Consider the following 17812-nt stretch of genomic DNA (forward strand, 5'->3'; position numbering starts at 1 on the left):
ATGAAGTCGTCCGGAAAATACGAACACGCGCGTCAGGTGGCGGTCTCCGGGGTCGTGGCCGCGTCAGGAATCTGCCGTAACGTGCAGGCCACGCTGGCGGGGGACGCACTGGAGAAGAAGGACAAATCTCCGGTCACCATCGCTGACTACGCCAGTCAGGCGATCATCTGCCGACTGATTCGAGACGCGTTTCCCGAGGATCCGATTGTCGGGGAAGAAGATGCAGCCGAACTGCGTTCGCCAGAGAATCAGATGTTCCGCGACCGGATCGTTTCTGAACTGGAAAAAATCGGCATCGAGGCCCGTCCGGAACAGATGCTGGACTGGATCGATGCCGGGAACCACGATGCCAGCTCATCACGGTACTGGACGCTGGACCCGATCGATGGCACCAAGGGATTCCTCCGCAAGGAACAATTTGCCGTGTCGCTGGCTCTGTTGATTGATAAGCGGATCGAAGTGGCCGCTCTCGCCTGTCCCAACCTCTCCTGGGATGGGAAAACGGGAGTCGTCTTTTCGGCGATTCGCGGCGAAGGAGCCTGGGCCGTTCCGCTCGATACCCCGGATGCCGAGCCGCAGCGAGTGCACGTCTCCTCCGTCGCTGATCCTGCTCAGGCTCGCATGTGCGAATCTGTCGAGTCCGGACACAGTGCGCACGATCAGTCGGCCCTCATTCTCGAGAAGCTGGGCATCGTGGCCCCTCCAGTGCGGATGGACAGCCAGGCGAAATACGGAGCGGTGGCAAACGGAGACGGCGATATCTATTTGCGGCTCCCGACGCGGCCCGGGTACGAAGAACGCATCTGGGACCATGCCGGCGGCGTGCTGGTCGTGGAAGAGGCGGGTGGACGCGTGACGGATGTCGACGGCCTGCCCCTCGATTTCTCCGTCGGCCCGACGCTTCGTCGGAATCGCGGGGTGGTCGTCACGAACGGGTTGCTGCACGAAACCGTCCTGGCAGCCTTGAAATCACTTTCCCAGCCGCCCGTTTGAAACTGCAGCATTAGAGAAACCAATAAACCGCCGGAATCGAGAAAACTGATTTCCTATCGAACCGGGCCGATTTCGACTTTTCTCACGTGACGAAGAGAAAATGCCGAAGAAATCTGCGAGTGCATTTGCCGACGAGAGCCGGGGTGGGGGGATTACTCCCGCAAACCCTCCAGATTCACCGGTTCCGCCCTGCTTCAGCAGTCCAGGGAAGTTTGCTGGCAAGCAGCCTGTTCGGGCCAGTTTCATAAGCCTCGGACAGTTCTGAAATTCGAGTGCCGGATGCAAAAATTTGCTTGAAGGCCAGTAGCAAGATTGGTAGCGTAGCAGCTGAATCGCCAGCGGTAAAATCGCAAGAACGCGATGGTTCTTTGTTAAATTGGATGTCGTCTCAAGACACAGCGTACCAAGTACGGATCCCGAGAGGGTGAAATTCCACGTTTGAGGAGATTTTGATGGACAGTTCTGTCATGCTGGAATCAACCAAAGATCTCGATTTTGTCGAAGAAATCCGTCTGCGAACGTGGGCACGCCATAACTATGCACCGCAAGGCGAACGGAACCGTTCCTGGCATCCGGTGGTGCTGGACGAAATGCGCCGCAAGGATCACGAGCAGGGTGATTCTCACCACCGCTAAAGCTGCTCTGACGACATCCACGACTCAGTCGATCACTTCCTGCAACGTTCTCGGAATCGTTGCCTTGATCCGTCTGTCGCCAGTGAGTTCCACGTCAGAGCACGAAGCGTGAGCGATTGCGTTAGTCGACGTCTCGAGTTTTCCATTCAAACCGCAGTCGACACATCCGGGATGGCGTGAATTGACGTTGTCGGCGTCTCTGCCGGCCGCCAGTCATGCAGATGCAGTTCGACCGACTCGTAACCGCGGAAGTGGTTGATATTCGCGGAAAAGCAGAATGCGAGCGGACCGGAGACCTTGGCAAGTTCCTCTGCCCAGTCTCCTTTTCCAAACGCCACACAGCGGATGATGCGCTCGCCATCCTTCAGCTTCAACGCCAGATGACGGCCTCCTCCACCCATCGTCGCAGGGGGCTCCGCCAGTGTGACCCGACTCACGCTGAAAATCGGTCGCCTGTGCTCTGCTCCGAACGGTCCAAGCCGTTCCAGTTCGTGAACCGCGCGCGTTGTGAGATCGTGCAGCGAGACCTCGGCGTCGACACGCAATTCAGGTTCGGCTGCTTCTCCCCCCAGCTGTCCAAGGGCTGCCTGCTGCGCGAATGCGAGGCGAAACTCATCAATGCGGTCCGCATGAATTCGCAGTCCCGCTGCAGCCCGATGGCCTCCGAACCCTTCCAGCAGATGGCTGCAGGCATGCAGTCCTGAGTGAAGGTTGAAATCGAGGAACGTCCGCCCGGACCCTTGCCCGGTGCGGGTTTCACTGTTCAAAGCGATGATGATCGTGGGACGCTGATATTTCTCCGCCACGCGACTGGCGACAATCCCCATCACGCCGGGATGAAATTCATCATGCGAGAGAACCAGGGCAGCGTGGTCCGCCCACTCCGGATTGGCTTCGACCAGCTCCTTGGCCTGCTTGTACATCTTCCGTTCGACCGTCTGCCGGTTCTTGTTGAGCTGATCCACGTAGTCGGCAAGCTGCGCCGCCCGCTGACGGTTCTCCGTCGTCAGCAACTCGACTGCCAGCCGCGCCTGCCCCAGACGACCAGCGGCATTGATCCGGGGAGCGAGTGAAAATCCAATGTCTTCGGCGACCAGAGTACGCTGTTTTTCAATCCCCGCGATCTTCATCAGATATTCGATCCCGGGAATCGTGCTCTCCGCGAGCGACTTCAACCCGAAGCGAACCAGGATTCGATTCTCACCGACCAGCGGAACCACGTCGGCGACTGTCCCCATGGCGGCCAGTCCGACTGCCGAAATGAGATAGGCTTTCATACGCGGAGAAGAGCGGGTGCCATCTCCCAGTCGTTGACAGATTGCCCACGCCAGCTTGAACGCAACCCCCGCCCCGCAGAGTTCAGGAAACGGATAGCTTCCCCCCGGCAGTCGCGGATGAACATTCACCACCGATTCCGGGAGAGTCTCCCCCATCGTGTGGTGATCGGTGATGATCAGTTCCAGGCCCAGTTCCCGAGCCAGGGCCGCTTCAGCAACGCTGCAGATTCCGCAGTCGACGGTGACCACGAGTCGCTGCGGGTCTTCCTGATGCAGCGTCCGGATCGCTTCCAGATTGAGCCCGTACCCTTCCTCCATGCGGCTGGGGATATAGTAATCGACCGTGGCCCCCGCCAGTTTCAGACAGTGCCAGAGAATGCTCGTGGCGGTGACGCCGTCGACGTCGTAATCGCCGTAAATCGTGATCCGACGATTCGCCCGAAACGCAGCGACGATTCGATCCGCAGCCTCAGCGACACCCGGCAGCAGGTCCGGCAGGTGCAGGTCGGTCATCTTCGCGGAGAGAAACTGTTCCCCCTGCAGACCGCTTTCAATTCCGCGAGAAGCCAGCACCTGGGCCAGCAACGGCGAGCAGGACATTTCCTTCGCCAAACGGGCGACAACGGCTCGATCGTGAGTCGCAAACCTCCAGTGTCGCGGCATTGAATTCCTCTTCCCTCGCTGATTTCTTTCTGAAATGACATCATAGCAGACCGGAAGCGGTGAGTCTTCCGTTTCGCGCACACTTGAAGTGTGCAGCTGAACAATCCATGTGTTCACGAATCGCAGAATTCCATGCACGATGACCCGAAATATCAGTCTGGCTCTCCTCCCGATGCCAACACCGTCGGGCCGGGGGTGATCATCAGTGCGGACACGCTTCGCGACGTACGGATTCCTCCCGGGCAGGTGCGGACTCGAAAATGGCCTGTCCTGCACGCGGGTGGGGTTCCCGAGATTGATCTGGATCGCTGGCAGTTCCGGCTGCATGGTCTGGTCCAGAATCCCCTGACGTTCACACTGGCCGAGTTTCAAAAACTCCCACGCGTGCAGGTCTTCGCCGACTTTCACTGTGTGACCCACTGGTCACGACTGGGGAACCTTTGGGAAGGGGTCTCCGTGCAGTGGCTCCTCGATCAGGCGGGAGTCGACCCCGCAGCAAGGTATGTCGTCGCGACCGGGTACGATGAAGAGTGGTCTACCAACCTGCCGCTGGCCGACTTCAACGTGCAGGATGCGCTCCTGGCGGACCGTCATGACGGGGTGCCGCTTGACCCGGATCACGGCGGACCGGTGCGGTTGATTATCCCCAGGCTGTACGCGTGGAAAAGTGCCAAGTGGATCAGGAGCATCGAGCTGATTGCGGAAGACCGGGCCGGATTCTGGGAGCAGGAAGGGTACCACATGCACGGTGATCCCTGGGTCGTCAACGACAACAATCAGGATGGAGAGCGATTTCGAGACGATGCCGGCTGGTCCAGAGGCCGCCCCCTCGGAGCTGTCGATTCCTGGGGAGAAGAGTAAGTCCAATGCGACAGCGTCCTCCCATTCCGTTCATTCAAAGTTTTCAGGTCGCCATTCGTGGGATCGGCGAAACCGTTCTCGAACAGAGAAACATGCAGATCCATCTGGTAATGACGCTGATCGTCATCGCCCTGGCTGCGTGGCTGCAGCTGCCGCTCGTGGAATGGGCATTGCTTATTCTCTGTATGGGGGGAGTGATGGCGGTGGAAGTGCTGAACACCGCCATTGAGACGGTGGTCGATCTGGTCTCCCCGGAGCATCACGAGCTGGCGAGAAAGGCGAAAGATATCTCCGCAGGTGCGGTTCTGATCTCCGCCTGCATGGCAGCAGCCATCGGGATGATCCTTCTGGGCCGGCCGATCATTCTTCTGATATTGGAGTCGATGTAGCGGGTGGCTGGCGACGGTCGAGAAAGGATTGCAGCAGGATCTGGGCTGCGATCATGTCGACCCGCTTCTTCCGCTGCTCGCGCGTCAGATTCGCTTCGAGCATGTAGTCGTCGGCAACGGCGGACGTATAGCGTTCATCGTGAAAGTCGACGGGAAGCTTTGAGATCCCGGCCAGCCATTTTCCATACGCCCGGGCCTCTTTGGCCTTCTGACCTTCCGTGCCGTTGACGTGAATTGGAAGGCCTACAACGATTCCCCGCACGTTGTAGTCTTCCAGAATCGTCTTGAAGTGACGGGCATCTACCGCGTCATTGCAGCGGGAATAAATCTCCAGCGGGCTCGCGATCGATTGATCGGCCGTCGAGATGGCAAGTCCCACACGCTTCGTGCCGAAGTCGACTCCCAGCAGCCGACCTGTGGTCGGCAGACACGAGGAATTCGGGGGGGAAGGGGGGACGGAGTGCTCCATGAGTTCGATTGTAGCGGGTGCCCTGTCACCTGAAATGGAAAGAGAGCGAAGCGGATCTCGCTTCGCTCTCGGAACTGTCTGGTCCTGGGCAATCATTCAATCGTGAGCAGCAGATCGCCGGTGGCGACCTGTGTGCCAGCCTTGATCAGCAGCTGTCCGATCGTCCCTTCTCGTTCGGCATTGAGCGTCGTCTGCATCTTCATCGCTTCCACGACAAGCAGCTTCTGCCCCTTGGTGACTTTGTCCCCCTGCTGAACCGCGATGGAGACCACCATGCCGGGCATGCTGGCCGCCACATGCGTTGGATTGGTCGAATCGGCCTTGATGTTCTTCTGGATCGACGATTCGACGGAACGGTCGTCGATCGTGACGTCACGCGGCTGTCCGTTCAGTTCGAAAAAGACCGTGCGTGTACCGTCCGGATGCGGACTGCCGGTCGCCAGGAACTTGATGAACAGCGTCTTGCCCGGTTCGATATCCGAAGCGAATTCTTCTCCCGACTGCATGCCGAAGAAGAACACGGGGGTCGGCAGAACGCTGGTGTCGCCATAGTCTTTTCGATGGGTTGCGTAATCCTTGAAGACGCCGGGATACATCACCGAGCTGAGGACTTCCCGCTTCGTCGGTTTGCGATTGAGAATCGGCTCGAGCTTCGCTGCCACCGCTTCAAAGTCGACCGGCGGCAGAGTGTCTCCCGGTCGTTCAAGGAACTCTTTGCCCCCTTTGAGAATCCGCTGCTTGACCGCCTGCGGGAACCCTCCGGGAGGCTGTCCCATCGCCCCGCTGATGAGGTCGATGACCGATTCCGGAAACGCGAGTTCGCGATCGCTGGCCATGAGATCAGCGGGGGTCAGCTCATTGGCGACCATGAACAGGGCCATGTCCCCGACCGCCTTGGACGTCGGGGTCACTTTGACGATGTCCCCGAACAGCTCGTTCACTTCCGCATACGCCTGACAGATCTCCTGCCAGCGGTCCGCCATTCCCAGCGCGCGAGCCTGTTCGAAGAGATTCGTGTACTGCCCGCCGGGCATTTCGTGGTTGTACAGGTCGGCCGTGCCCGGAAGCACAACACTTTCGAACGGCAGATAAAACTCGCGGACGCCTCGCCAGTACTCGGCAACTGCATCCAGGTCATGCGTGTTCAGATGCGTATCGCGCGTCTGATGGTGCAGCGATTCGCACAGCGTGTTGAGGTTCACCTGCGACGTTCCGCCGGACATGGGGGCCATCGCGGCATCGACGATATCCACTCCGGCGTTTGAAGCCAGCAGCAGTGAAGCCGCCTGAATGCCAGCGGTGTCGTGCGTATGGAAGTGAATGGGAAGTCCCACTTCCTGCTTCAGCGTACTCACCAGAAGCTGAGCCGCTTCCGGCTTGCACAGACCGGCCATGTCTTTGATCGCCAGAATATGAGCCCCCATCTTCTCCAGCTGTTTGGCCAGAGTGACGTAGTACTTCAGGTCGTACTTTGTCCGTTTGGGGTTGAGCAGATCGCCGGTGTAGCAGATCGCCGCTTCACAGATCGCACCCGCTTCGCAGACCGCTTCCATGGCGACCTGCATATTGTCAGCCCAGTTCAGAGCATCGAAAATCCGGAACACGTCGTTCCCGGCGCTGGCGGCTTCCTTGACGAACTCCTTCACCAGATTGTCCGGGAAGTTTGAATAACCGACCGCGCTGGACGCCCGCAGCAGCATCTGGAAGAGGATGTTCGGACATTGCTCCCGCATCGATGTCAGACGATCCCAAGGGCATTCCTTGAGGAAACGCATCGAGGTGTCGAATGTCGCTCCGCCCCACATTTCCAGTGAGAACAGTTCCGGCAGCAGATACGAATACGCTTCCGCCACCCGCACCATGTCATAGGTCCGGAAACGCGTTGCATGCAGCGACTGGTGAGCATCGCGGAAAGTGGTATCAGTGATCAGCAGCGGCTTCTGATCTTTGATCCACTGGCTGAATTTCTCGGCTCCCAGTTCTTTGAACTTATCGCGCGTCCCCTGAGGACGAGGCTGGGTGACGTCGTACTTCGGCACGATCGCCGGATTGCGGCGAATGGCGACAGGACGCCCTTTCACCAGCGGATTGCCGTTCACCACGGTCTCGCCGATGTATCGCAGAATACGTGTCGCGCGGTCGCGACGACGGGGGAAATCGAACAGCTCTGGCGTGTTATCAATGAACGTTGTCGTGCACTTGCCCGCCAGAAAATCGGGGTGTTCCAGCACGTTGAGGAGGAAGGGCACGTTCGTCTTCACGCCGCGCACGCGGAACTCCCGCAGACAGCGGTCCATCCGGCGGGCCGCTTCGGAGAATCGTCGACCGCGCGCGGTCACTTTCACCATCAGGGAATCGTAGTACGGATGGACAAATGCTCCGGAGAACGCTGTTCCCGCATCGAGCCGGATTCCCATTCCGCTTGCGGAACGGTAGTGCGCGATGCGGCCGTAGTCGGGCACAAAGTTGTTGGCCGGGTCTTCCGTCGTCACGCGGCACTGAAGTGCAAAACCGTTCACCCGGACCGAGTCCTGTGACGGGATTCCAATCTCCTGATCTTCAAGCTTGTACCCCTGTGCGACCATGATCTGCGAGCGGACAACGTCAATGCCCGTCACTTCTTCGGTGACCGTGTGTTCCACCTGAATTCGCGGATTCACTTCGATGAAGAAGAATTTCTGAGTATCGGCATCGACCAGGAATTCGACCGTCCCGGCGTTCTGATAATTCACTTCACGACCGATCCGGATGGCAGCTTCGCAGATGGCATCACGGACTTCCGGAGCCAGATTGACGGCCGGTGCGATCTCGACCACCTTCTGATGGCGTCGCTGGACCGAGCAGTCACGCTCGTACAAGTGGACGAGGTTTCCGTGCTGATCTCCCAGGAGCTGCACTTCAATATGTCGGGCCCGGCGAATGTATTTTTCGATGAAGATGTCGGGACTGCCGAATGCTGTCAGCGATTCCTGACGGGCGGATTCATAGGAAGCTGCGAGCTTGTCGGCGGATTCCACGACTCGCATTCCGCGACCGCCCCCGCCGTGTGCCGCTTTCAAAATAACGGGATAGCCCAGTTCCTCAGCGAGCTTCAGACCTTCTTCAGCGTTCTTGAGAGGGTCTTCGGTCCCGGCCAGCACGGGGACTTTTGCCTGTGCAGCAATCCGGCGGGCTGCGGTTTTGTCGCCCAGATTCTCCAGCAGGTCAACACGCGGACCGATGAATGTGATTCCCGCTTCTTCACAGGCCTTCGCGAATTCCGGTTTTTCGGAAAGGAATCCGTAACCGGGGTGAATCGCGTCGACGCCCACTTCCTTGGCGACGGCAATAATCGACGGGATATCGAGATAGGCCCGGATCGGCTCGCCCGGCTTGCCGACCTGATACGCCTCGTCCGCCTTGAAGCGATGCAGGGCGAAGCGGTCCTCGTAGGCGTAAATCGCCACAGTGCGGATTTCGAGTTCCGAAGCTGTTCGAAAGACACGGATGGCAATTTCGCTGCGGTTGGCGACGAGAAGCTTTTTGAACTTTTTCATGGAAACTGCAAATCCGGGGGCAAATCAGGTCAAAGAAAGCGGAACGCATCAGTCGGGATCGACTGACTCGACAACAGCTTACACCAGCGCAGCTTCAAAAATTATCGCGGGGAAGAGTTCGGAACAAGGCGCCCGATGTTCAGCACGCGCTGAGCACACGAATGTCGCTGCTCCCAGCGGTAAGATCAACCGTTTACGCAGGATTTACGGCTGTGAGGAAGGTTGGTTTTACCACGGACTCACAGAGAGATGCAAAACCGCGAATTGTGCGAATGATGCGAATAAATCAGTTCTCAGCTGCCAGTGAACAGAATGAGATCGTGGAAGTGTCTCGTGTTTCAGAGGATTCAAAGCCTGTTGGTCACTCATATGGAATCATCAGCGGGGCAGCAACTCAGAGTTGAATTCGCCTGATTCGCCCCATTCGCGGTTCTAAAATTCCCGTTCGAACGGAAACAGCGGGCGGCGGCGGAACTGGTAGTTGAACTGCGTCATGTCGGCGGAGGTGACGCCGGCGGTGTTCACGCGGATCGCCTGCGTGCAGACTTCCCGGTACGCTGCCAGCGGGGCTTGAACTCCTTTGGCGACAAGGACCTGAAATTCTTCCGGCTTCACCCCGCAGGACGTCAGTTGTTTCAGGCTGAAGGGCGGGGTGCGAAGACTGGTCAACATGATGGTCAGCTGGCCGGGAGTCTGGACGACGACTGTCGGCCCCATATGAAACTCCACGCTTCCTCCATGTCGAATCTGATCTTCCGAAAACGTTCCCGTATGGACGCTGACGACCCGAACATCGGAAACGAAAGGAGGACCGTGCAGCGGATCGACCTTTCCTCCCAGACTCAGGGCACGCAGAGTTGAACCGACCCCCGCTGCGATTGCCGTCTGGGCGGCTTCAGGATCATTCAAACAGACAAAACCACGCAGGTCGCCACGTTCATGCAGGGCGTGCAGCAACCACGTCCCATCCGCTGGAGAACCGCCCCCGACGTTGTCCCCCATCTCCAGCAGACAGACCGGTCCTTGCGACTGACTCGCCTGATCCAGGGCGTCATCAACGCCGATCAGCTGCGCTTCGAAATCTTCTTTCCGCCGCAGGATTTCCGCCCCCAGTTGATCGGAGAGCTGCTGGGCGAGAGCAGGATCGTGATCGGTGACGGCAAGGAAACTGGTCCCCATTTCTTCAACGTCCGCGTAGGGGAATCCGAGTACGATGCTGTTGGAAAGAACTCCTGGCTGTTGCAGCATTTCATCAGCCACGCGATACAGCGAGGCACAAGGCTCGGAGGGGGTGTGCTGCCGTTCGATGTTGATCACCATCGGGACGAAACAGGCAGCCTGCGTCGGCCGAACTTCACCCCGGAGAGTTCTGGCCATCAGTCGGGCTGCTTCTACGCCGCGTGCCCGCTGGTCGATGTGAGGATTCGACCGGTAGGCGATCGTCGCATCACACGCCTGAACCATCCTCGCGGAAAGATTGGCATGGGGGTCGATGGTGCAGATGACCGGAACACGGGGACCAACAATCTCCCGCAGCAGCGAAAGCCAGTACCCGTCGAAGTCTCGATCAAGTTCGCTGACTCCCGCCCCGTGCGGAGCAACCAAGCATCCATCGAGCGGTCCCGCCCCCCGGACCTGCTCCTCCATAATCTGGATCAGTTTCAGAGCGGTGTCGCGGTCGATCATCCCTCCGGGAATTGCCCGGGCAAACAGCAACGGCACTGCCTCGATTCCCGCCTCGGAAAGGCCGGTGAAAAAGCCACCGACCTCGTGAGCGGAGGACTGATACTGCTCCTGGATCGCTCGCCCGGTCAGAAAAGCATCTTCGTGGAATTCCTGCAGCGTGGTCCGCTTGCGGATGAACGTGTTGGATTCATGCTGAATGGCGACGATACCGACACGGAACATGTGTGCTGGCCTGTTTGGAGAGACGTACTAATTCCACAACACGGAACGTACCATACCAGTATACCGAACAGAAAACGACTCGACACAGCCTGGGAAGTACGCTTTCTGCCGACGTCCGAAATCCGGAAAGGTGCGCAGCTCCACTCCGTCAATCATGACAGACGCATGCCCCTCGCAGCCTCACCGGCGCATTTACTGAGTGACTTCCGAACGGTTCGATCTGATTTCGCGGGATCACACAGATGCGTGATGATGAGCTTGAATCGCCTCAAAGAGACCCGCCCAGGTGTATTCCGTCGCGACAGCACTCACGGTCAGCCCAGCGGCTTCGGCAGCTTCCTGCGTCACGGGGCTGATCGCAGCAAATCGGGTCTGAGACTTCTGCGTCTCATCGAGAATTCTTGCGACGTTGCGAGCGATCGTCGGACTACTCAGAGCAATCCACTGCAGGTCACCGGCAGCCAGCTGCCGCGCCACGGGGTCCGGGAATTGTTCAACGTCCACGTGCTGGTAGACCACCAGCGAATCGAATGTCGCACCGGCAGCGGTCAGCTGTTCCGGGAGAACCTCACGTCCGCGACTCGCACGTGCCCAGAGAACCCGTTTCCCTCCCACATGCGGGGCGAGTGCTTCCGCCAAAGCCTCTCCGCGATAGACCGTCGGAACGAGATCCGCCCGCAGATGGTAATTCTCCAGCCGTTCGGCGGTCGCGGGACCGATGGCTGCAAGTTTGATGGCCCCGAGTTGACGGGCATCGCCTCCCCGTTCCCAGATTCGCTGGAGCAGTGACTCCACTCCGTTCACACTGGTGAAGATCAGCCAGTCATAGTTCGACAGCTGGTCGATCGCAGTGTCGACCTCGCTCCAGTCCTCCAGCGATTCAATGCCGATCGTGGGGATCAGGACTGGCTGAGCCCCCAGCGAGAGTGCCAGTTCAATGGCGTTATCCGCGTGGCCTTCCGGACGGGTAATTCCGACTGAGACTCCAGCCAGCGGGAGCTTTTCGAACCAGTTGATCTTCTCCCGCTGGTTCACGCATTCCCCGATGATGATCAGGGATGGGGCATGCAGCTGGGCCTCTTTGACCCGGGCGGCAATCTCTTCGAGCGGAGCGGTGATCGTCCGCTGAAGTGGCGTGCTGCCGCGAGAGATGACTGCAACGGGAGTTGCCTTCGGTTTTCCGTGGCGAAGCAGCGTCGACGTGATCTGCTCGATGCGATGCAGCCCCATGTAGAAGACGAGTGTCCCTCGGAACCTCGCGAGATTTTCATAATCGAGCGCGGTTTCGGGCTTCGTGGGATCTTCATGACCGGTGATGAAGGCGACCGCCGAGGCGATGTCCCGGTGAGTCAGCGAGATCCCCGCGTACTCTCCAGCGGCGATGGCCGCGGTGATTCCGGGAACGACTTCGAAGGGAATGCCTGCATCAGCCAGCGCGGCAGCTTCTTCGCTCCCCCGCCCGAAGATAAATGGATCGCCCCCCTTGAGACGGACGACCACTTTTCCCGCACGGGCTTCATCAATGAGCTGCTGATTGATTTCCGCCTGATCGAGACGACGCTGGGCTCCCTCGCCGACACGGCAGGTTCGCGTCGCCCGGGCGTGCGAATGCCGCAGGATCAGCGGATTGACCAGACCGTCGTACAAGACGACGTCTGCCTCCGCGAGGCATCGTTGCCCCTTGAGCGTCAACAATCCCGGATCGCCGGGACCGGCACCAACAAGGTAGACCTTTCCAACGGAAGGTGTTTCAGTTGTCATCGGTCCATACTCATTGGCATCTGGAAAGTGTGACGAATGACTCCAAAATCACCCGAACACAAAGTCGTTTAGCCGCACACTTCGAGTGTGCGGCTAAACTGAGTTCACTTCAGTGAGAAGCTATCGATTTAGCGGGTCAGCTCGCCTTCCCAGCGGGACTTCATGAAGGCCAGACCGTTCTGGGCCAGGTACTCTTCATTCGGGAACATCTTGCGCCAGATACGCGTGGCAGCGGCCAGTTCCGGCAAAGCGAGTCCGAACGCTTCAATCATGAACCAGCCGTCATAATTGACGCGACGCAGCGCTTCGAAGCTGGCGTCCCAGTCGACCTGGCCTTCGCCCGGAGTCGAACGATCGTTTTCAGAGATGTGGACGTGAACCATCTGATCCTTGCAGGATTCGACGGCTGCAAACACATCCTTCTCTTCGATGTGCGAATGGAACGTGTCGTACATCATCTTCAGGTTCGGATGATTGACTTCACGGCAGAAGCGGCCGTTGTCTTCGGAGCTGTTCAGGAAATAGCACTCGAAGCGGTTGAGATTCTCCACGACCAGCGTGACGTTCTGCTTCTGGGCATAGTCCGCAGCTTTCGCCAGCGTTTCCTGTCCCCATTTCCATTCGTCTTCCGTGCGACCGCGCCCGACGAATGTTCCCAGCGCAGAGTGGATTGGTCCACACAAGTGCGTCGACCCGGCGGCAGCGCACATGTCGACGGCTTTGTTCAATCGCTGAATCGCTGCTTCGCGGATGCTGGCTTCCGGAGAGATTGGATTTTCCGTATCGGTGCAGATCGTGACGGCAGTCGACTCGAGCCCCAGTTCCTCGAGCTTTTTCCCGATCTTCAGGTAGGCCGCTTCGTTAAAATCGAAGATTGGCAGCTCAACGCCGTCGTAGCCCCATCCCTTGATCTTTTCCAGAATGGGAAAAATCGATTCATCGACCCCGGAAGTCCACAGCAGCAGGTTCAAACCATACTTCATCTCGATTCCCCCTCAACGACACGGTCCAGAAACGACTTCCAAATGACGATTTCGCCGGAAGTGCGCACATTGGACCGGATCGGGAAATGAGAGTCCAGCGAGTGCCGGGGGAAGGTGGGGAAAGGGAATCGGGGAAGAGGAAAATGATTGTCAGAAAAGCCACCGTTTCTCAAGCAGCTTTTCTGACAGCTCAATGCTGATCGCTGATCACTTACCGGTTCTGGGCTTCAAGTTCTACGAGGAACCTGATGAACCGCAGGTGGGCCTGTGATCGGGGATCCATTGTCTCATGTTTGGCGTCGACCCGGCGTTTCTGCTTTTCGCCGGTGGACCAGCCGTTACGGATGGCACTTCGCTCTTTGGCAATCTGGGCCGGGCTGGGGAGACTCACTCCGCTGCGTGCGCGTCTTCGTGTGGTTTTCTGCTGTCGCATTGCTTCTCTTCCCCGGAAAGAGGGTTCCGTTGCTGTGCAAACGTCTTTGAAAGGGCATTCCTCAGAGTCAACCTGTTTGGAAGTTCCTTCTTCAGATTCCTATTTCACGTGGACGGAAGAGTCGGAGAATTCTGGTCGTCCGTTTCCAAAAAGAAACATCAGGGGGTTAAGATGTACCGTCCGAGCGGGATCTGACGTTTGGACGGGGTACTTGTGAGTGGGTAGTGGGTAGTGGGCAGGAGGGAGTGATTTGCTGTGAGTCCTTCACTGATTGTGGCGACACGGTATCCTGAGGGAAAACTCGCTTAACAATCGCTTTGGCGCGACGGTCAACAACTGACAGGCTGCTTTTTCATGAATGATTCGATCCCTCAGGTGCTCGGGCAGATCCCCAGTGGTCTTTCCATTCTCTCAGCCCGAAATGCCGAAGGGGCGGAGACCGGTATGCTCGCCAGCTGGGTGCAGCAGGCGGCGTTTTCTCCTCCCGCGATCACTCTGGCGGTCAATAAGTCGCGCTACCTGCACAGCTGGCTGCAAACTGGGATCAGCGTGGCCATCAGTCTGGTCGGCGACACGCAGAAGCAACTGCTCGGCCACTTCGGCAAAGGTTTCGAACCGGGTGCTCCCGCATTCGAGGGACTGAAGATTGAACGGACTCCGGCAGGACTTCCGGTCCTGGCGGAAAGTCTTGGTTGGCTCGAAGGCACGGTGTCCGACTCGATGGACGCCGGAGACCATGCTGTCTTTCTCGTGCAGCTGACGAACTCCGGCGCGGGGCCCCTGCTCGGGAAAGAGCGTCCCTGGGTGCATGTGCGGAAGAACGGGCTGCATTATTGATTTTGCTGACCAGCCAGCGTGCTTCGCAATTCACTTGGAATCGACAGCCCCTCGATTGCATCGAATCCAGCAGAATTTTCTCCAAAAACTCGGGGAATGGAGGCTGCAAGACGGGAGAAACTCCTGCGACGCGGTGGCTGAAAATCTGGCTTTTCCTCTCCAACACGGGGGAGAATCAGCTAGAATGATCGGGATAGTGGAGTCTCCCTTGCAGACTCCGCTCCCTCCGCCTGAATTCATCCTGCCGGATGCCCGCCCATGCCGAATCGTCGCTTCGTACTGGTTGCCTTGTGGGCTGTGATGGCCTGCAGCGTGCAGCCTTCCTCTGCATTCGCCGATGAACGTGAGCAGTTCTTCGAAACTCATATCCGGCCCCTGCTGGCGAAACGTTGTTTCGAGTGTCACGGGGACAAGAAGCAGGAATCGTCTGTTCGCCTGGACCACAAGTCGATGGTGATGGGGAACACTACGGAGACAGCACTGATCCAGCCGGGGAAAGTGGATGAGAGCAGACTCTGGCAGGTCGTGAAGTACGATGACTCCGACATTCAGATGCCTCCAGAAGCTCCCCTGCCGGAAGACGAAAAGGAGATGCTGAAACTCTGGATCGAACAGGGAGCCTACTGGCCCGAAGAAACCTCTCCCGCGCCGGCAGCTCGGGGAGGGATCCCGCGCAATTCCGACGGCAGTATCAACTTCGTTGAAGCAGTCGCTCAGCACTGGGCATATCGACCAATCGAGAATGTCCCGGTCCCGGCCGGCGCCGACGGAATGAGTTCCATCGATCGCTTTCTCTCCGCCTCATTGAGTGAAGCAGGACTGAGCTTCAGTGAACCGGCTCCCCGCGAAACCCTGATTCGCCGGTTGAAGATGGACCTGCACGGAGTCCCGCCGACCTTCGACGAAGTACAGGCGTTCGTTCAGGACACCCGTCCGGATGCTCTTGAACGGCTCGTCGATGAACTTCTGGCGAGTCCACTCTATGGGCAGCGCTGGGGTCGCCATTGGCTGGACCTGGCCCGTTATGCGGACACGAAGGGGTACGTGTTTACAGAGAATCGCTTCTACCCCTTCTCCTACACGTATCGCGATTACGTGGTGAACGCCCTCAACGAAGACAAGCCCTACAACGAATTCGTGAAAGAACAGCTGGCGGCTGACCATCTGGGCTTGCCGGAAGGGGATCCAAGACTCGCGGCTCTGGGCTTCCTGACGGTCGGCCCCCGCTTCCTCAATCGCGAACCGGACATCATCGACGACCGGATCGACGTGGTGACGCGCGGACTGATGGGCATGACCGTCGCCTGTGCCCGTTGTCATGATCACAAGTACGATCCGATCCCCACCAAGGATTACTACTCCCTGTACGGCGTCTTTCAGAGCAGCTACGAGCCCGAACAGGGACCGCTCCTGGGGAAAGTCGACGAGAACGCTCCGCAACTTCGTTCGTTCTACGAAGAACGCAAAAAGCGGGAGCAGGCCATTGCAGACTACATCACCCAGTCGCACGCCGAACTGCTCCAGCAGTCTGTCGACAAGCTCGAAGATCTGATTCCCGCTGCCGCTGTCAGCATGAAACTTGTCGACGCCCAGACGGACCTGCAGCCCAAGCACGGTGCTCCCCGGGAGAAGCTCGTCGCACACTGGAAGAACCTGATTGAAAAGCGAATTCAGCAGAACGATCCCATTTTCATCGCGTGGTCGAGATTGATGGCGGTCCCCGAGGACGCATTGAAATCTCCGGACCACGAAGTTCTGAAATCGCTGCAGGAAGATCCGCAGGTTCCCGAGATCTTCAAGGATGCTCTTCGCACCTCTCCGCCTCAGTCGCATCTGGATGTCGCCAGGCTCTATGCCCGCCTGCTTCACGAGGTGTCTGAAGAATGGAAGCAGCTGCAGACGCAGACTCCTCCGGCCGAATCCCTGCCGGACGCTCAGCGGGAACTTCTGCGAAAGATCCTCGTCGGGACTGATTCGAACATGGACCTGAAGCTCGAGGGCGATTCGCCACTCTTCGAACGCGATCAGCGAGACCGCATCCGTGAGTTGCGGAAACAGGTTGCAGAATGGGACGCCACGTCCCCGGACGCTCCTCCGCGTGCCATGGTCATGTTGGACAAGGATCAGCCTGTTCAGCCGGCGGTCTTTGTGCGCGGAGATCCAAATCGGCGGGGCGACGTCATCGATCGACATGCACCGCGCATCCTTGAACCCGCTGCCGAGAAACCCTTCACACGAGGAAGCGGACGACTCGAACTGGCTGAGAAGATCGTCTCTGACGACAATCCGTTAACCGCTCGAGTTCTTGTGAACCGGGTCTGGATGCGTCACTTCGGAACCGCTCTGGTCGGGACCGCCAGCGATTTCGGGTCGCGGGCGGAAGAACCGACGCACCCCGAACTGCTCGACCATCTGGCCTGGACCTTTATTCACGAAGACCACTGGTCGCTGAAGTCGCTGCATCGCCGGATTCTGCTTTCGCAGGCCTATCTGCAGTCCAGCTCGGATCGTCCTGAAGCACGCAAGATCGACCCTGAGAATCGATTGCTGTGGCGACAGAATCGACAGCGGATGGACTTCGAAGCGATGCGCGATGCGATGCTGCAGGTCGCTGGTCAGTTGAATGACGGCCTGACAGGACGCCCGTTCAATATTGAAGAGCACCCAAACACTCCGCGCCGGACTATCTACGCCCAGATCGACCGCAACAATCTGCCCGGACTCTTCCGCACCTTTGACTTCCCATCGCCCGATTCCTCCAGTCCCGGACGACCACTCACAACCGTCCCGCAGCAGGCACTCTTCGTGATGAATTCACCATTCGCACTGACTGTCGCCGAGCAGCTGGCAGCGGACGTTCGCAGTCGAAGTTCAGAAACGACCGAGCAGGCCCGCCTGTTGATCGAACGCGTTTATGCGCGCCCCGCGAAGCCGGAAGAAGTGAAAGCACTCGGTCAGTACCTGGAGTCTCATCCGCTGGAGCAACTCGGACAGGCGGTCATGATGAGCAATGAATTCCTCTTCGTGGACTGAAGAGATCCCGCAGTGTGTCAGTCATTATCGTTCG

13 protein-coding genes are annotated in these 17812 nt (G+C 58.4%); 6 read left to right on the plus strand and 7 right to left on the minus strand.

The genetic code is table 11. The features are described 5' to 3' along the window. Both SH661x_RS18865 and SH661x_RS18870 read left to right on the plus strand, forming a co-directional pair. Positions 1 to 993, plus strand: a complete 993-nt coding sequence (locus tag SH661x_RS18865) for a 3'(2'),5'-bisphosphate nucleotidase (protein WP_437224762.1) — start codon at positions 1 to 3, stop codon at positions 991 to 993. A gap of 452 nt (positions 994 to 1445) precedes the next feature. Further along, on the plus strand, positions 1446 to 1628 hold the full coding sequence (locus tag SH661x_RS18870; protein WP_437224765.1) for a hypothetical protein: 183 nt from the start codon (positions 1446 to 1448) through the stop codon (positions 1626 to 1628). A gap of 146 nt (positions 1629 to 1774) precedes the next feature. Here the strand turns inward: SH661x_RS18870 and recJ are convergent, their stop codons facing one another. After that, positions 1775 to 3568, minus strand: coding sequence for a single-stranded-DNA-specific exonuclease RecJ (gene recJ / locus SH661x_RS18875; protein ID WP_437224768.1), 1794 nt, complete (start codon positions 3566 to 3568; stop codon positions 1775 to 1777). A 132-nt stretch (positions 3569 to 3700) separates the two neighbouring features. Here recJ and SH661x_RS18880 point away from each other — a divergent pair, with 132 nt between their 5' ends. Next, a complete protein-coding gene (locus tag SH661x_RS18880; RefSeq protein ID WP_437224770.1) occupies positions 3701 to 4429 on the plus strand; it encodes a sulfite oxidase-like oxidoreductase in 729 nt (242 codons plus the stop codon). Positions 4430 to 4434: 5 nt separating this feature from the next. After that, positions 4435 to 4818, plus strand: coding sequence for a diacylglycerol kinase family protein (locus SH661x_RS18885; RefSeq protein ID WP_437224772.1), 384 nt, complete (start codon positions 4435 to 4437; stop codon positions 4816 to 4818). On the opposite strand, the gene ruvX is transcribed toward SH661x_RS18885, so the two are convergent. The 6 genes from ruvX to SH661x_RS18915 all read right to left on the minus strand — a co-directional run bounded on the left by ruvX (position 4790) and on the right by SH661x_RS18915 (position 13908). Further along, a complete protein-coding gene (gene ruvX, locus SH661x_RS18890) occupies positions 4790 to 5287 on the minus strand; it encodes a Holliday junction resolvase RuvX (protein ID WP_437224774.1) in 498 nt (165 codons plus the stop codon). The genes SH661x_RS18885 and ruvX overlap by 29 nt on opposite strands. A gap of 92 nt (positions 5288 to 5379) precedes the next feature. Next, complete coding sequence (locus tag SH661x_RS18895) at positions 5380 to 8823, minus strand: pyruvate carboxylase (protein WP_437224776.1); 3444 nt, start codon at positions 8821 to 8823, stop codon at positions 5380 to 5382. Between the two features lie 432 nt (positions 8824 to 9255). After that, a complete protein-coding gene (locus tag SH661x_RS18900) occupies positions 9256 to 10731 on the minus strand; it encodes a M81 family metallopeptidase (RefSeq protein ID WP_437224779.1) in 1476 nt (491 codons plus the stop codon). A 234-nt stretch (positions 10732 to 10965) separates the two neighbouring features. Then, complete coding sequence (cobA, locus tag SH661x_RS18905; RefSeq protein WP_437224782.1) at positions 10966 to 12492, minus strand: uroporphyrinogen-III C-methyltransferase; 1527 nt, start codon at positions 12490 to 12492, stop codon at positions 10966 to 10968. A gap of 128 nt (positions 12493 to 12620) precedes the next feature. Next, positions 12621 to 13475: a sugar phosphate isomerase/epimerase family protein gene (locus SH661x_RS18910; protein ID WP_437224784.1), complete on the minus strand. Its 855-nt coding sequence runs from the start codon at positions 13473 to 13475 to the stop codon at positions 12621 to 12623. 211 nt (positions 13476 to 13686) lie between these two features. Continuing rightward, positions 13687 to 13908, minus strand: coding sequence for a hypothetical protein (locus SH661x_RS18915; protein WP_437224787.1), 222 nt, complete (start codon positions 13906 to 13908; stop codon positions 13687 to 13689). Between the two features lie 354 nt (positions 13909 to 14262). Between SH661x_RS18915 and SH661x_RS18920 the strand changes: the two genes are divergently transcribed. Further along, positions 14263 to 14745 carry a flavin reductase family protein gene (locus SH661x_RS18920; protein ID WP_437224789.1) on the plus strand — a complete coding sequence of 161 codons (483 nt, stop codon included), beginning with the start codon at positions 14263 to 14265 and terminating at the stop codon, positions 14743 to 14745. Between the two features lie 258 nt (positions 14746 to 15003). Then, positions 15004 to 17778, plus strand: coding sequence for a PSD1 and planctomycete cytochrome C domain-containing protein (locus SH661x_RS18925; RefSeq protein ID WP_437224791.1), 2775 nt, complete (start codon positions 15004 to 15006; stop codon positions 17776 to 17778). The last annotated feature ends 34 nt before the right edge of the window (positions 17779 to 17812 follow it).

Source organism: Planctomicrobium stercoris, from assembly GCF_051465655.1.
In the GTDB taxonomy this organism is placed as follows: Bacteria; Planctomycetota; Planctomycetia; order Planctomycetales; family Planctomycetaceae; genus Planctomicrobium.

Excerpts from the sequence above, each read along its gene's own strand:
- SH661x_RS18865 (WP_437224762.1), top strand. The coding sequence starts at position 1 with ATGAAGTCGTCCGGAAAATACGAACACGCGCGTCAGGTGGCGGTCTCC.
- SH661x_RS18870 (WP_437224765.1), top strand. The coding sequence starts at position 1,446 with ATGGACAGTTCTGTCATGCTGGAATCAACCAAAGATCTCGATTTTGTC.
- recJ (WP_437224768.1), bottom strand. The coding sequence starts at position 3,568 with ATGCCGCGACACTGGAGGTTTGCGACTCACGATCGAGCCGTTGTCGCC.
- SH661x_RS18880 (WP_437224770.1), top strand. The coding sequence starts at position 3,701 with ATGCACGATGACCCGAAATATCAGTCTGGCTCTCCTCCCGATGCCAAC.
- SH661x_RS18885 (WP_437224772.1), top strand. The coding sequence starts at position 4,435 with ATGCGACAGCGTCCTCCCATTCCGTTCATTCAAAGTTTTCAGGTCGCC.
- ruvX (WP_437224774.1), bottom strand. The coding sequence starts at position 5,287 with ATGGAGCACTCCGTCCCCCCTTCCCCCCCGAATTCCTCGTGTCTGCCG.
- SH661x_RS18895 (WP_437224776.1), bottom strand. The coding sequence starts at position 8,823 with ATGAAAAAGTTCAAAAAGCTTCTCGTCGCCAACCGCAGCGAAATTGCC.
- SH661x_RS18900 (WP_437224779.1), bottom strand. The coding sequence starts at position 10,731 with ATGTTCCGTGTCGGTATCGTCGCCATTCAGCATGAATCCAACACGTTC.
- cobA (WP_437224782.1), bottom strand. The coding sequence starts at position 12,492 with ATGACAACTGAAACACCTTCCGTTGGAAAGGTCTACCTTGTTGGTGCC.
- SH661x_RS18910 (WP_437224784.1), bottom strand. The coding sequence starts at position 13,475 with ATGAAGTATGGTTTGAACCTGCTGCTGTGGACTTCCGGGGTCGATGAA.
- SH661x_RS18915 (WP_437224787.1), bottom strand. The coding sequence starts at position 13,908 with ATGCGACAGCAGAAAACCACACGAAGACGCGCACGCAGCGGAGTGAGT.
- SH661x_RS18920 (WP_437224789.1), top strand. The coding sequence starts at position 14,263 with ATGAATGATTCGATCCCTCAGGTGCTCGGGCAGATCCCCAGTGGTCTT.
- SH661x_RS18925 (WP_437224791.1), top strand. The coding sequence starts at position 15,004 with ATGCCGAATCGTCGCTTCGTACTGGTTGCCTTGTGGGCTGTGATGGCC.